Origin of the sequence: Acidovorax sp., from assembly GCF_034519795.1 — a bacterium.
GTDB lineage: Bacteria > Pseudomonadota > Gammaproteobacteria > Burkholderiales > Burkholderiaceae_C > Acidovorax.
Genome location: NZ_JAXHOB010000001.1, coordinates 200,559 through 215,529, shown reverse-complemented (window position 1 = coordinate 215,529; position 14,971 = coordinate 200,559). Strand labels below are relative to the sequence as shown.

Genomic DNA, 14,971 nt, shown 5'->3' with positions numbered 1-14,971 from the left:
CAGTCCCGGACCAGGGAGCTTACGCATATGGACAAAGTCATCGTGTACGTGGACGACGCAGCCCATGCGCAGCAGATCCTCGCGCCCCTGTTTGCGCGCGGGTCGGCTGGCAATACGCACTGGGTACTGGTGGCGTGCGCGCCACGCATGACCCATCGCATCAGCAAGTGGGTCAGCCACAGCGCGCGCGAGAACTGGCGTGCCAAATGGGCCGACAAGCTGTTCGCCCAGGTGGTGCCCAGCCTCAGGGCCCGCCCCGACCACGTCACCACGGTGCTGGCCAAGGGTCCGCTGCCCGAGCTGACAGACAAGCTGCAGGCCGACATGGGCAGCACCAAGGCACAGGTGGTGGACGCGCGCCGCCCCAAGCTGGATGTGGCTGCCCCCGACACCGGCGCCGTGGTGCCGGCAGGCGGACGCTGGTCGCTGCCAGGCACGCTGAGCAGCCTGTTTGCCAGCGTGGGCTTGCTGATGGTGCTGGGCACCGAGTAAGCCGCCTGCAAGGCCCGGGGGCCGGGACCGTTCCGGCCCGTCGACGCCCCTCCTTTTGCCACAGGCCGATGCTATCCTGTGGGGCATGATCCGACTTCTTCTGAAATGGCTGCTCAGCGCTGCATCGCTGCTGTTCGTGGCCTATGTCTACAGCGGTGTGGTGGTGCAGAGCTTTCCGTCGGCGCTGATCGCGGCCTTCGTGATCGGCCTGTTCAACGTGGTGCTGCGCCCCATCCTGGTGGTGCTGACCTTGCCCGTGACCATCGTGACGGTCGGGCTGTTCCTTTTTGTCATCAATGCGCTCATGTTCTGGGCCGCGGCCAGCGTACTCGACGGCTTCCAGGTCACCGGCTTTGCCGCCGCGCTGATCGGCTCGCTGATCTATTCGCTCTTGGGCGTGGTCATCGAGTCAGCGCTCGGCGGCCTGTTCACGAAGAAGTGATTCCACGGCCTTGAGCCGGGTGTCGATGATCGACGCCTCGAAGTGGTCCGCCGCCGCGCCGCTGCGCCGGGCCAGGTCCTGTCCGGCCTTGAAACGGTCCACCGCCGCAGCATAGTCGTAGCGCGTGGCGTGCGCCTCGGCCTCGGCGCGGACAGCGCGCAGCGGCTGGCCGTTGGCCTGCCACACCGTGGCCAGCAGTTGCCATGCGGTGGCATCCCGCGGGTGGTTGGCGATCCAGGTCTGCAGCGCACCGGCCACCTCGCCCGAGCGCCCGGCCTTGAGCAGTGCGCGGGTGCGCAGCAGCAGCTCCGGCCGGTGCTCGCTGGCCCCGGCCGGCAGCGCGGCCAGGGCAGCGTCGGCATCGCCGGCGGCCAGTTCGATTTCTGCCTTGAGCAACTGCGCCAGACGCTGGGCCGCCGCATCGCCACGGACCTGCGTCTCCAGCAGTGCCCAGGTCGTGCGTGCCGCCTTGGCATCGCGCAACTGGCTGCTGCCCAGGGCCGAGGCATAGAGGATGGCGGCCTTGCGCGGCGCGCTCTGGCTGGAAAAGCCGGTGCTGCCCGGCTCGGCGATCCACTGGCGCAGGGTGTCCACCCCGGGGTTGGAAAGCACCCGCGCCCGCGCAGAGGCCATGGCATGCTCCTGCGTGGAGGCGGGCACGGGCTGCTGATACGCCTTGCCGGGCGGCAGGCGCGACTGCATGTCGGCCATGCGCTGCGTGGTCAGCGGGTGGCTGCGCAGGTAAGGCCAGGAGCCGTTGTCGTTGATGCGGTTGGCCTGCTGCAGCTTGTCGAACATGCTGACAAAGCCCTGGGGAGCGAAGCCTGCGGGCTCCATGAGGCCATAGCCGATGCGGTCGGCCTCGCGCTCCATGTCGCGCGAAAAGTTGAGCTGGTTCTGCATGGCCAGCGCCTGGCCACCCACCACCATGGCCTGCGCGGCACCCGGGTTCTTGCTGGCCGCCAGCGCCCCGAGGATCATGGCGCCCAGCAGCAGGGGCGTCTGCTTGCTCTGCTGCGCGATCAGCCGCGAGATATGGCGCTGCGTGACGTGGCTGAGCTCATGGGCGAGCACCGAGGCCAGCTCGTCGCGCGAAGTCACCACGCCGATGAGGCCCAGGTGCACGCCCAGGTAGCCGCCCGGCAGCGCAAAGGCATTCACCGTGCGGTCGCGCCCGAGCAGAATCTCCCAGGCAAAGCGCTCGTCCAGCTCCGGCGACAGTTCACCCCGCTTGCGCGCGGCGTCCATCAGCGGCAGCCACAGGCTCTGGACATACTCGGACAGCACGGCATCGTCGATGTAGTCGGGGTCGCGGTACAACTCGCGGATGATGCGGTCGCCCAGGCGCCGCTCGCCGCTGGTAGTGAGCTCGCTGCCATCGCCCAGGGTGGGGAGTTGGGCATGGGCCGAGCGCACAGGAAGAAGAACGGCCGCACTGGCCAGTGCGAGCACCACGGGTGCCAGCAACGCGCGCACGCGCGCACGCTCAAGTACGTCGGGGAGGGCTGCCCTGCTTGGGATTTTCCGCATGGACCGTATGATGCCCTGGCGCTCCAGTGTTTCCCCGGCGATTCAACTGGTTACCAAGAAATTGCCTGCCACCCATTCCATAGCAGCCCCCAGCGACCAGATCTCCATGTCCAAGCCCGACCCAACCACCACGCCAACCCTCACCCATTTCGACGCCCAGGGCCAGGCCCACATGGTGGACGTGGGCGCCAAACCTGCCACCCACCGCATCGCTGTCGCCACCGGCCGCATCGAGATGCAGCCCGCGACGCTGGCGATCATCGAAGCAGGCACCGCTAAGAAGGGCGATGTGCTGGGTATCGCGCGGATTGCGGGCATCCAGGCGGCGAAGAAGACCAGCGATCTGATTCCGCTGTGCCATCCGCTTGCGTTGACGCGGGTGGCGGTGGAGTTTGAGGTGGCTGGTGTGCGGCATCCCGGTGCGATCGGGATCGCCTGCACGGCGACGGTGGAGACCGTGGGCCAGACGGGGGTAGAGATGGAGGCGCTGACTGCGGTGCAGATTGCCCTGCTGACGATTTATGACATGTGCAAGGCGGTGGATCGGGGAATGCTGGTTACCGACATACGGGTGGTTCAGAAACGGGGCGGCAAAGGGGACAGCCAGCGCATTTAAAGTGGAGTCGCAGTCAAATTACCGGCATTCGGAGGGCGCATATTTGGCCATCAGAGTACCCAAAGGGCGATTTTTCAACCCCCGTGCCGCCGCATTGTCCGCACTTAGACTGGTGCATGCCCAGTCGACCGCACCCTGAGCTGCATCCGTTGGAATGGCCCCTTGGACATTGGGCGACATCAGGATGGTTTGCCCATTCAAACCAGTGGGTATTCCATTGCCGGCGTTAGCCGCCAGAGTAATTGTCACGGACCAAGGAGATTTCGCTCCAGGGATTTGGATGTCACTGACGTATTTGCTGGTTTTTTGACTTAACGGATAAGCATTGTAGGTCGCGGCAGCGGAATCCAAGCCTGCAGTGCCATTCGCCGTAAAAGCTTCACTCAGTAGTTCTTTTCCTATCGCACCGGCGATGACGGCCTCCGCCACCTTCGCCCGTATGGTGTAGTCTTGGTAGGCTGGAAGAGCGACTGCAGCCAGGATGCCAATGATTGCGACCACAATCATCAATTCGATGAGGGTGAAGCCTCTGTGAAGAACTTGTCGCATGGTTTGTACAGGTAGTTACCAGCCGATAAGCAAAGATCATTCCAACCTGCAAGTGACTGGAATTGCCTTCATCATCGAAGTGATGTCGCCCTGAGCAAAGGCAGTGCATGCTCTTTGACCGCCGTGGCGCCCTGGCTCTTCCGGTCTAAGTCAGCTAGTGCGAACGCACCACCAACCAACTTATCGGCAGATGAGCGTGCTGCATAGGATACTTGGCGTTCCCCATCTGACTGTGCGGCACCTTTCTTGCAGTCTTTTTCACTTTTTGGGATTCCGCACTGGAGCTTTGATTGATGAGCCTTTCCCGTAACAACTATCGTCTTGGGCTTCTGGCCATTTTTGTCTTATCAGGATTCGCTGGTCTGATCTACCAGTCAATTTGGTCACACTACCTGGGGTTGTTGCTGGGGCATGCAGCATACGCACAAGCTCTCGTACTGGCCATCTTCATGGGCGGAATGGCGGCAGGTGCCGCGTGGATCTCCAATGCAGGACACAAGTGGCGCAATCTGGTCAGAGGCTACGCGATCATCGAAGCGGTCATCGGTGTGTTTGGCCTACTTTTCCATTGGATCTTCATCAACATTGCCAAGGCAAGCTACGAATGGCTTCTTCCTATCTTAGGAACGTCTTGGTCCGTTGATCTTGCCCGGTGGGTCATCGCTGCCCTGCTGATACTTCCCCAAACGATTCTGTTGGGGATGACTTTTCCCTTGATGAGTGGCGGCCTGATCCGGCGCTTCCCTGGGCGCGACGGTACCGTGCTAGGTGGCCTGTATTTTACGAACAGCATTGGTGCGGCCCTGGGCGCATTGACAGCTGTTTTCGTGCTGCTTCCATGGGTGGGCCTGCCGGGCGCCATGCTGGCTGCAGCTTTGTTGAATTTTGTCGTCGCTGGTTTGGCTTGGTGGCTTGCTCGCGAGCCCGAGCCTTCAATTCCCGATCAAAAGCTGGTACTCAACAAAAATGATGCTCCGTCAGTAAGGAGCACTCACGAAAATTCGATACTGCGGGTAGTACTGCTAAGCACGGCTCTTTCAGGAGCCGCTTCATTCATCTATGAAATAGTATGGGTCCGCATGCTAAGCCTAGCGGTTGGAAGCACCATGCAATCATTTGAATTGATGTTGGCTTCTTTCATTGCGGGTATTGGTCTGGGTGGCCTCTGGGTTCGAAAGCAAGCAGACGATAGTGAAGCACCGCTGAGGGTAGTTGGCTGCATGCAAATCGGCATGGGTGTCGCCGCACTTGCTTCGTTGGCGGTTTATGCCAATGCATTCGACTGGGTTGGCTGGCTAATTGGAGCATTGGGGAAGACCGAAGGCGGCTATGTATTGTTCAATGCAGGCACCGCTGCTATTTCAATGCTTATCATGCTACCTGCTGCTTTTTTTGCAGGTACAACTCTTCCACTATTTACCGTCGCCCTCTTGCGGAAGGGACATGGGGAACGATCCATTGGCCAAGTCTATGCGTGGAATACTTTGGGTGCCATTCTTGGCGTTTTCGCTGCCACCCATTTCCTCATTCCAGCTGTCGGACTGAAGCTAAGCCTGTGTATCGCTGCCTTGCTAGATTTGGCGATAGGACTTTTCCTACTTCGCTGGCAAGCGGATACCAAACCCCGGGTGTTGTGGTTTACTGTTGCTGCCGGGTTTTCGGCAATAGCGCTCATAGCCGCCATTAGAATTCCGTTTGACCCAATGCAGCTTGCTTCTGGTGTTTTCCGGCATGGCAAATCGCTGATAGAAGCGGGAAGTAAGATTGTATTTTATGAGGATGGAAAGACATCCAGCATTTCGGTCACTGCAGCGCCCAACGGCAGCGTTAGCATTGCCACAAATGGAAAGCCCGACGCCGCCCTTATGATGCAGGAAGGGCGTGCGGCAACAGATGATGAACCGACAATGGTACTCGCCGCAGCGCTCCCGCTAGCAATGCTTGACGCCCCCAAGAAGGCAGGCGTGATCGGTTTTGGCTCTGGATTGACGACTCATACCTTGCTGGGCGACACCCGCCTAACGCAAGTGGATACCATTGAAATTGAAGAGTCAATGGTTAAAGGCGCGCGCGCATTTGGCCCGCGCGTTGAAAGAGCTTACAACGATCCTCGATCGAAAATTATCATTGACGACGCCAAGGCTTACTTCGCAGGTCAGAAATCAAAATATGACCTGATCATTTCCGAACCTTCAAATCCTTGGATCAGCGGTGTTGGCGCTCTTTTCTCTAAAGAGTTCTATCAATTCGTACCCAAGCATCTCAACAGCGGGGGGCTGTTTGTACAGTGGGTGCAACTGTATGAAATCAACGATGCTTTAGTTGGATCTATACTTAAGGGGCTCACACCTGAGTTCGAGGACTATTCTGCATGGATCAGCAATAGCTCAGACTTATTGATCATCGCCAGTCCAAAGGGACCACTTCCCCCGCTGAATTTTTCACACCTTCAGAATAGCGATGTGCTTCTGTCGGAACTAGCCAAGCTCGGAGTGACGGCTACAGAGCATCTTACCTTTCGAAAGGTTGCGGATGCAAAAACACTGCGCGCCTTGAGCAGGCTACACGATGCTCCTACTGCGAGCTCGGACTACCATCCTGTATTGGGTCTCGAAGCACCCCAAAGCCGCTTTCGAGGATCGGTTGCAGAAACAACCATGACCCTGCCATTCCTTAATGCCCTTCTTTTGGAGTCGTTGAGCGTGCGAGAGCCGCTACCCACCAGTATTCCGAAGACAGAAGTGCGTCTGTTTCCAGCAGAAATCTCCACATGGAGAGCTCGCGCCATGGATGCTGATTTGCGAGGGAATGGCACCTCATCCTTCCCATCTGTTGTGCTACTGAAGGCGACAGCCGCCGCATGTGCTAGTCCACCATCCCGGGAACAACTCGCCATGCTGTCGAGCAGCATCAAGGAAGTTGCAGAGCGCAGTATTCCGTTTCTGCCTGCCTCACAGGTGAAGGATGGATGGAAAAAGCCTCAATGGCTGAAGTGCACCGATCTACCACCCGATTTCAATCGCGTTTTTTCATTGCTGGATGCCCGAGCGCGCCGTGACTACGCAGAAATGAAGATCTCTGGCGAAAATTGGCTCCAATCCAAAACAACAGAATCTTATCTGAGTCGGGATTTTGATTCCATCGCACTCTCCAACATAATGTTGGCATTGGCTCATGCAAAAAACTGGAAGGAGCTTCTGAAAAAAGCATTCAGACTTATGGCAGCACCCCGTTAAAAGAGGAATATGAGTTTCAAAAGAAAATACTCGAGGCGATGGTGAAATCAGAATACTCAAGCAGTCAAAAATAAAGACTCAACTGAAGGGTGGGGACTTCAGCCCCACCTGATCAGATTTTTCCCGGAGTAACAAATCTATTCGATCCCTCAGCGCTGAGTGCTGATTGGGGGCTTTGGTGACTGCCTGGTCAAATATGAAGTCAAGTATCTGTGCCTCAGTAATTTTCACAAGGACTTCACAGCGCGCCCTTGTGGTCCTAATATTAATTAGCGCTTTTGAAGCAATGCCTAAACCATTGTTCCATTGCCATCTTGACCAGGCGAACTCCAAGCACCATTTGCCATGAGCATGCTCACAGCAAGCCGGCTGCCCACCACTATGTAGCCTGCGGTATCTTGGCCGACTGATTGATTGCATAGACTGCAAATACTACTATCCACTATTCTGTGGCCTAACAGGCTGAAGAAATACTGTTTTCGGATCGGAAATTTTGCCGTTTCGAGGGTGCCTTACCCCTTGCCAGCGTCAGAAAAGTCGCTTGTAGCGCGTTCTAAGAGGTCGAAGATTTTTGGGAAATGCTGGCCGGGAGGTATTTCTTCAGCCTGCTAAGGAACGTCTGCATAAATCCGTGTAGCCTGTGCTTGTCATCAACCCCGTCAGCTGAGACGATACCCGCATGAAGCAGCAAAGCTTGGAATTGGGATCATCGAGCAAACGCACGCGCAAGCGCGAGTTCCTAGGCGAGATGGAACGCGTTGTTCCTTGGGGTGATCTTGTCTCCTTGATCGCCCCCTACATGCCAGAAGGCCGGCGAGGACGGCCACCGTTTGCCATCGAGGCCATGCTGCCCCGAGTTCGACACCAAATGCTGTAAGCCGTTGATCTGTATAGAGCGAGCCTTTCGGCCTGCCACTACAGCAGGGTCATTTGAGGGAACCTCTAAAAACCTCCCCGCCTGATGCCACCCCAGCCAACGCGACAATCACCGCATGAGCAAACCCAAAGCGCAAGCGCGCAGCGCCATCAAGCTGGACCTCCCGAGTTCGACACCAAATGCTGTAAGCCGTTGATCTGTATAGAGCGAGCCTTTCGGCCTGCCACTACAGCAGGGTCATTTGAGCGTCGTTGGCTGGTTTCTTGATCTTGAGTGCGGCCAGCACTTCGGTCTGGCCGCAGGTGATGGTGGAGAGTCCCTGTATCGGTTGGGCGTCATCAATTTGGACGGTGTGGCGCTGAATGCGTCGCAGCTCAGACAGGGCGGCTTCCGGTGAGAGCAAGCTGCCTGCAAGCTTTAGCCGCGAGCGCATGACGCGGTACAGAATCAACGCCGTGAAGCAGATGCTCGCGTGCGCCTTGATGCGCTCGGGCAGGCGGTGGAAGACCGGGGCGATCTCGATCTCGGACTTCAGCACCCGGAATCCCCGCTCAATATCCGCCAGGCTCTTGTAGCGCGTGAGCACTTCGAGCGGCGTCATGTCTTTGACGTTGGTGACCAGCACCAGCTTGCCGTCCATCGCCTGGGCACGCGCCAGAGCGACTTGGTCGACTTCGTAGGTGAACAGATCGGACTTCAGGTCGACCTTGATGATGCGCGCCAGATGGGCATCGCTGACCTCGTGGAAGAAGCGGGCCTTGGCGCCTGAATCCGAGAGCTTGCGTCCGCGCTGCACCTTGCCCGCGTCCTGCGCGTCCTGCGCGTCCTGCTTGCCCGCGAGCTGCTCAGCACGCTGCAGCAAGGCGTCAATGCGCACTTGGCGCTGAGCCGTCTGCTCCAGCCCTTGCAGGGGATCGTGCGCCACCACCAAGCGATGGCCTTGCCACTGCACTTCCTGCACGACCTGCTCGGTCGCGCCAGCGCACCGCTCGCTCAAAGGCGCCAGGAGCTCTGCGAACTCGCCGTAGCGGCGCCCGGGCACCGCCAGGATGAATTCCAGCGCCTGCGGCCGGCCCCCCAGCGGCAACTTGCTCAACGCTTCAAGATTGTCCAAGGAGAGCAGGCCGCGGTCTGCCACCACCACCAAACGCTTGATGTGCGGGTAGCGCGCCAGCACCTTCTTGAGTGTGGGCTCCAGCGTGGGGGCCTCGGCCGTGTTGCCGTCGAAGACCTCGTGATAGATCGGCATGCCGTCGGCCGTCTGCACCACGCCCAGCATGAACTGGCGCGCGATCACGCCCTCCTTGGACATGCCGAAGTGGCGCACGTCGGCGTCTTGTTGGCTCAGGCCCTCGGCGCGAATCGTGGTCAGGTCGTAGAACACCACCGACAGTTCGTCATCGATGAGCGGACGCAGCAGCCCGGCGATGCAATCGTCCACCGCCGCTTGGTGATCCATCAAGGCATCCATGCTGCGCAGCAGTTGCTGGTGGGTCAGCGCCTCAGGATCGACGCCGGGCATGCTCACCGTCTGCAGCCAGCGCAGCACACCCAGCTTGGAGTCCGGGTCGCACAGCCGGTTGAAGACCATCACGCGTAGCGCCAGCTCGACCGGCGTGGTGAAGCGAGCGCGTCGGAACACTGCCGCCAAGCCATCAAAGCCCAGTTCGTGCCACAACTCGTGAAGCGCCCATACATCGCCCAGCGCCAGTGCTGATTCGAAGCGCAACTGCGGTGTAGCCCCCGTCGCGGCAGGACGACCCTTGGAGCGCAGCAGCCCATTGAGCAGGGCATCGACTTGGCCGCCGTTCTCGTCAACGCGACCCAGTGTGGCAACGGTACGCTGGCGCGGCTTGCCGTTCTCATCACGAAACGACTCCACCAACTGAGCGTAGGTGTGGCCGCCAGCGCGGGTGAGCTTGATGAACATGGCGAGAGTGTAGCGGCTACGCCAATGGCTGCCAACACGCTTAACAGCAGAGATTGCCACTACAGAAAATCAGAAAACCCGCTTCTAAGTGATTGATTCAAATGAAGCCAGCGTCGAGAAATCGACTCAAACCGCGATTTGGTGTCGAACTCGGGGGGCCAAGCCCATCCAGCATTTCGCGAACCGACCACGTAGCGAAGGACTCTATCGCCGCACAACGGAAGCTCTGAAGGCCAGCACTTCCACCACCGAAAGAAAATGGAGTAGCTCTGGTTGAGGGGACCTCTCAAAACCCCCGAAAATTCACATTTCGGTGTTGTAAGTCATTGATTTGTATGGGGCGCCAAATGCGGCGGGCAGGGTTTTGAGAGGTGCCCTTGAGTTGTATGGCCCACTCAGATATCAACCGCCCCCTAAAAACCGTCCAGAGGGGCAAATGCCCTTATGCGCGCGGTAACAGGATCCAAAATTACCACCCAATTCATGCTGGATCGGCTAACTAAAGGAAGCCAGCGCAGCTCATTTGGATCACCAGTTTCACCAACACTTCTTTTGCCAAGTGCAGACTCAATTGCCACTGAAATGATTTCTTGCCGAGTTGGATATTTAGCCTTCAGATCCGCAATAGATTTTGATTTCGCCAAAACCTGTGGAACGCTCAAGGAATACTCCTGCCACCAACTGGGGCGTTGACTAGGCTCTACCCCTTGGAGAGACGCATCGACACTGGCGATTTTCTCCTCAAGTGAACCCTGCCTTTCGTATTCCCATGGTACGCACATCGGACACCCCCCATACCTTAAGCCACTCAGGTATTTTCTCAGCCTCCGGTTCGTAGATGTCCGCGAAGCTGATCAAGCGAAAACGATCCACCTCATACACTAGTGCCAAGGGCCTTGCTTGACCAAGTGTATTCAATCCATAGACAAGTGCCCCGATTTGTAAAATTACAATGATGGAAAGATCAAACGCTATGGCCAAACGTGTCTTGCTTTTTGAATAGACAAGCCAAGTCAAAAACGGCCCTGACACGCAGTCAACGGCAACAATGATCCAGAATATCCTCAGCCCTCCGGCAATTTCTTTATATTCCCCCTGGAAACCATATAAAAAATACCAGGAATGCCACCGAGGCTGCCACGAGCAAAGACAGAAAAAAATGGGCAAGAGGTACCGACAAACCGAAGCGCGGCGGAGCAATTGAGGTCACACCTACAACATGATCATTCATTTCGGAACTCGAATTTGGCCTAAGCATCTACTCATGTCTTGAATAAAAAACGCCCGCAAAGCGGGCGTATTCTTCGAATTCGTTAACTTATTAACGGCATTCAGATGGAGCGTACTTTGCAAGCAGGTTGCCGGTGGGGGGCAGCAGTCAGTTTCAAGCCACAGGTACCAGAGGGTATCTGCAGCTTGCAGAAGCACCCTTTTCTTTCCCTCTCCCCTTCCCCCTCCTTCCCCCTCTCTCTCCCCCTCCCTCCCTTCCCCCCCTTCTCCTCCCTCCCCGGTGGTACTCGTGCAGGCCCAGTCAATGGCGCCTTGTGCGGTAGCCGAAGGAGTGGCCTTTTGGACGTTGGGCGAGAAATTCAGAACCTTGGCATTCAGGCCCGTGGGGATACCATTGCCCGCAGTAGCGGCAATCGATACGGTGATGTTCCATGGGGAAGCCGTTGCGATGACCACATCGTCAACATACTTGGATTGCTTCTGCGAAGAGCTAACCGCTGCATATGCAGTGGCTGCTGCCGTCAGACCAGTAATACCGTCCGTTTGGAATGCTTCAGACATCAGCGACTTGGCTGACGACGCAGCGATAACGGCTTCCGAAACCTTCGCGCGCACCGTATAGTCTTGGTAGGCAGGCAATGCCACGGCAGCCAGAATACCAATGATCGCCACAACGATCATCAATTCGATCAGGGTAAAACCCTTTTGTGCAAAACGCTTCATAAATCACTCCTCGGAGGTCAATTGCAATTCAAAACCTGCAGAAAAATTCTCCAGGCTGGCTCAGCAGAAGCAGGTTCTGTGCCACCCTGCCAGCCCTGCTGTATCGTGCCTGAACCCTCCCCCAAATGGGTCATTTGTCACCGAAGTGTTTCCCAGACCGCTATCCGGGCCTTTGCGCGACATTCTTGTCACACCACAAACGTCACCACCTGCAACACAGTGGTCAGAACACGAACTCGTCCCCGGCCTTGAGCCAATAAATGTCATGGGGCGCGGCGCCCAGTGGCCCTGCGCTTTCGTCGAAGCGGCGGATCTCCTCCATGATGAGCTCGGTCTCCGAGGGCTTGGTGTGGGTGATGTAGATGGGGCAGCGCTTGCCGGGGGTCAGTTGCGCCAGTTCCTGGGCCAGGGTGTGGGGCGACAGGTGCAGGCTACGCTGGGCCAGGGACGTTTCGCGGTTGCTGAAGGCGGTTTCGATGACCAGCATGGCGACGGGCAGGGCGTTGACGCGGGCCCAGAAGCCCGGGTTGCGGCCGGTGTCGCCGCTGAATACCCACCAGCCGGTGGTTCCGGCCACCGCGTAGCCCACGGCGGGCACCGTGTGCACGGCGGGCAGAACCTCCAGGTGAACCCCCTCGACATTCAGGCGCTCGCCCACCGAAATGGTCTGGTACTGCAGAAAGGGCTGGTCGGACGTGGGGATGCTGCTGAAGTCGGGCCAGATGACGTTGTTGAACACATGGGCCTGCAATGCGGCGATGGTGCCGGGCAGCGCATGGACCTGCACGGGGCTGCTGCGCATGGACGACACGGCATCGAGCATCAGCGGCAGCGCCGCGACATGGTCCAGGTGGGAGTGCGTGAGGAACACATGGTCGATGCGGCGCATTTCGTCCAGCGCCAGATCGCCCACCCCCGTGCCGGCATCGATGAGGATGTTGTCGTTGACCAGGAACGAGGTGGTCCGGCAGTCTTTGGCAATGGCCCCGGAGCACCCCAGTACGCGAACCTTCATGTCATGCAGTCCTGTTTGCTGTCGTCTCTTGGGTTGTCGGTGCAGGTTGCGGCCATTGTCCTACTTGGTGTCGAATTGGGTGGCACCGTCCCAATCCGGCTGAAAGGGTAACACCCGCAGGGCCTGAATGCGGCCCGAGTACAGCGAATACAGGATGTTTGCAGGTTCCGATGCGTGCAAATTCCGCAAAAGCAGGGCACAAGCATCCCATTCCTGGGCCCGGTAGGTGGCGAGGAACCGGTGCCACAGGGCCAGTTGCTGCTCCCGCTCGGGCGGCAGCGGCTCCGCCGCCGTGCCCACGGGCGTGTAGATGGTGACGGCCTGGGCCTTGCCCTTGACGCGCACGCGGTCCAGTTCCTGCCATATGAAACCGGGGGCCATGGCACGCGTCGTGTCGCTGACCACCATGGTCACGCCGTAGGTCTTGGACAGGCCCTCCAGCCGGGAGCCCAGATTCACCGCATCGCCGATCACCGTGTAGCTGCGCCGGATGTCCGAACCCATGTCGCCCACGCACATGGTGCCGGTGTTCAGGCCGATGCCCACCCCGATCTCCGGCAGGCCCTTGCTGCGGTGCTCTTCGTTGAGCTGGGCGATCGCCCGGGTCATGTCCAGCGCCGCTGCCACGGCCAACTGGGCGTGCCCGGGGGTGGCCACGGGTGCGCCCCAGAAGGCCATCACACAATCGCCCATGTACTTGTCGATGGTGCCCTGGCGGCGGCCCCGGATGATCTGGGTCAGGCGGCTGAACACGCCATTGAGCAGGGCCTGCAGTTGAAGTGGCTCCATGCGTTCGGAGAGCGCCGTGAAGCCACGCATGTCGCAGAACATCACCGTCAGCTCCTGGTTGGCGGCATCCATGGTGTAGCGCTCGGGCTCCTTGAGCATCTCGTCCACCAGTTCCGGGGGCACGTAGGTGCCGAACAAGGCAGCAAGCTCCCGCTTGGAGCGGCTCTCCACAAAGTACCCGTAGACCATGTTCAGCGTGAAAGCGGACAGCGCCAGCACCAGGGCCGTCGCCAGGGGCATCACCAGGCCATGCGACTGGTACAGCCAGAGATTCAACCCCACCAGCCCCGCGACCACCCCGGCGCTGAGCAGAACCGCCCAGCCCGCTGTCAGCAGGGGCAATGAAAATGCCAGTAACAGCCCCGTGGCCACCAGTTGCAGGACATCGAAATCGGGGGCGTAGTCCGGCTGGAGCACGTTCGCGCCGTCCAGGAAGGCGGACAGCAGATTGGCGTGCGTCTCCACACCGGGGTAGGTGCGCCCTACGGGCGTTACACGCAGATCGACCAGGCCTGGCGCCGTGGACCCCACCAGCACCAACTGGCCCTTCAGGCTGCCCTGCGGCAATCGCCCTTCCAGCACGTCACTGGCGGAGATGTAGCGAAACGAACCACCTGCAACGTCACCTGGGCCGCGGTAGGGCACCAGCGTCGCCAGGTTGGGATCGACCGGCAAACGGATCCGGCTCTGGCCTTGGCGCAGCAGGATGCCCTGCAACACGTCGTGGTCCAATTCAGACGACGCATAGATGGGCTCCACGTCCCTCACACCCGTCGCCACGCGCAGCATCGCCAAGGCCAGCGACTCGTAGTAGCGGCCCCGGAACTCGGCCAGCAGAGGCAGGGAGCGCACGACCCCATCGGGATCGGTGATCGAATTGAAGAAGCCCGCCGCAGGCGCCGCCTGTGCCAGCACACCGATATTGCTGCCATGGCCCTGCCAGGACGTAGCCCTCAGGGGCTTGCCACGCAGCCGATCCAGGGGCAGCGCAGGTTCGGGCAAGACGCCACGGGCCTGCCCGTCCCGGTCGCTCGTGAAATAGTAGCCCAGCACCACCGGCCGGCCCTGCAGCGACTGGGCAAACAAGGCGTCGTAGTCCAGCTCTGGCGCCAGCCGCGCCAGCTGTTCGGCAAACCCGGGATTTCCATTCAGCGGACCCTGCGCCAGGCGCTGCAGGCTGGCCAGCCCCGAACTGCCGTCGGGCTCGGCAAAGATCACGTCGAAGCCGAGCACGGACACCTGTTGGCGCTCGAGCAGTTCGCGTGCGAAGCGGGCCATCTTGTCCCGGCCCCAGGGCCACTGCCCGATGCGCTCCAGGCTGCGCTCGTCGATGTCGACGATGGTGACGCGCTCGTCCATGGTGCCCGGCATGGTGGCGCGCAGGCGGGTGTCGTAGATGATGTTTTCCAGCCGCTCCAGCACCTGCAGGTGCAGGACTCCGCCCACGTGAAGCAGGGCGAACAGCAGTGGCAACAGCGTGACGGCGATGCGGCGCCAGCGGCGCGCCAACCAGGAGCCAGGCCGTGGCCGCATCAGAATGCC

The 14,971-nt window shown here is 59.5% G+C and carries 10 protein-coding genes and 2 pseudogenes; 5 read left to right on the top strand and 7 right to left on the bottom strand.

Annotated features, from left to right (window positions below; all coding sequences use genetic code 11):
• Positions 1 to 27 precede the first annotated feature (27 nt).
• Together U5N23_RS00975 and U5N23_RS00970 are read left to right on the top strand one after the other, a co-directional pair.
• Positions 28 to 492 carry a hypothetical protein gene (locus U5N23_RS00975; RefSeq protein WP_322591006.1) on the top strand — a complete coding sequence of 155 codons (465 nt, stop codon included), beginning with the start codon at positions 28 to 30 and terminating at the stop codon, positions 490 to 492.
• Positions 493 to 580: 88 nt separating this feature from the next.
• On the top strand, positions 581 to 934 hold the full coding sequence (locus U5N23_RS00970) for a phage holin family protein (RefSeq protein ID WP_322591169.1): 354 nt from the start codon (positions 581 to 583) through the stop codon (positions 932 to 934).
• Here the strand turns inward: U5N23_RS00970 and U5N23_RS00965 are convergent.
• Positions 902 to 2,464, bottom strand: a complete 1,563-nt coding sequence (locus U5N23_RS00965; RefSeq protein WP_322591005.1) for a M48 family metalloprotease — start codon at positions 2,462 to 2,464, stop codon at positions 902 to 904. The two genes, U5N23_RS00970 and U5N23_RS00965, sit on opposite strands and share 33 nt — an antisense overlap.
• Before the next feature lie 106 nt (positions 2,465 to 2,570).
• Between U5N23_RS00965 and moaC the strand changes: the two genes are divergently transcribed.
• Entirely contained in the window at positions 2,571 to 3,080 is a 510-nt protein-coding gene (gene moaC / locus U5N23_RS00960) for a cyclic pyranopterin monophosphate synthase MoaC (RefSeq protein ID WP_322591168.1), read from the top strand.
• Between the two features lie 18 nt (positions 3,081 to 3,098).
• Here moaC and U5N23_RS00955 read toward each other — a convergent pair whose 3' ends face one another.
• Positions 3,099 to 3,629, bottom strand: a complete 531-nt coding sequence (locus U5N23_RS00955) for a pilin (RefSeq protein WP_322591004.1) — start codon at positions 3,627 to 3,629, stop codon at positions 3,099 to 3,101.
• A gap of 293 nt (positions 3,630 to 3,922) precedes the next feature.
• Between U5N23_RS00955 and U5N23_RS00950 the strand changes: the two genes are divergently transcribed.
• The gene (locus tag U5N23_RS00950) at positions 3,923 to 6,865 is read left to right on the top strand and encodes a fused MFS/spermidine synthase (RefSeq protein WP_322591003.1); all 2,943 of its coding nucleotides are present in this window, start codon (positions 3,923 to 3,925) and stop codon (positions 6,863 to 6,865) included.
• Between the two features lie 679 nt (positions 6,866 to 7,544).
• A pseudogene (locus U5N23_RS00945) lies at positions 7,545 to 7,715 on the top strand (IS5/IS1182 family transposase); the annotation flags it as partial.
• Positions 7,716 to 7,968: 253 nt separating this feature from the next.
• On the opposite strand, the gene U5N23_RS00940 reads toward U5N23_RS00945, so the two are convergent.
• The 5 genes and pseudogenes from U5N23_RS00940 to U5N23_RS00920 all read right to left on the bottom strand — a co-directional run bounded on the left by U5N23_RS00940 (position 7,969) and on the right by U5N23_RS00920 (position 14,962).
• On the bottom strand, positions 7,969 to 9,672 hold the full coding sequence (locus U5N23_RS00940) for an IS1634 family transposase (RefSeq protein ID WP_322591002.1): 1,704 nt from the start codon (positions 9,670 to 9,672) through the stop codon (positions 7,969 to 7,971).
• 413 nt (positions 9,673 to 10,085) lie between these two features.
• Entirely contained in the window at positions 10,086 to 10,334 is a 249-nt protein-coding gene (locus U5N23_RS00935) for a hypothetical protein (RefSeq protein WP_322591001.1), read from the bottom strand.
• A gap of 847 nt (positions 10,335 to 11,181) precedes the next feature.
• Positions 11,182 to 11,625, bottom strand: a pseudogene (locus U5N23_RS33055) (pilin); the annotation flags it as partial.
• A gap of 223 nt (positions 11,626 to 11,848) precedes the next feature.
• On the bottom strand, positions 11,849 to 12,640 hold the full coding sequence (locus tag U5N23_RS00925; protein ID WP_322590999.1) for a 3',5'-cyclic-nucleotide phosphodiesterase: 792 nt from the start codon (positions 12,638 to 12,640) through the stop codon (positions 11,849 to 11,851).
• A gap of 60 nt (positions 12,641 to 12,700) precedes the next feature.
• The gene (locus U5N23_RS00920) at positions 12,701 to 14,962 is read right to left on the bottom strand and encodes an adenylate/guanylate cyclase domain-containing protein (protein ID WP_322590998.1); all 2,262 of its coding nucleotides are present in this window, start codon (positions 14,960 to 14,962) and stop codon (positions 12,701 to 12,703) included.
• Positions 14,963 to 14,971: the final 9 nt, after the last annotated feature.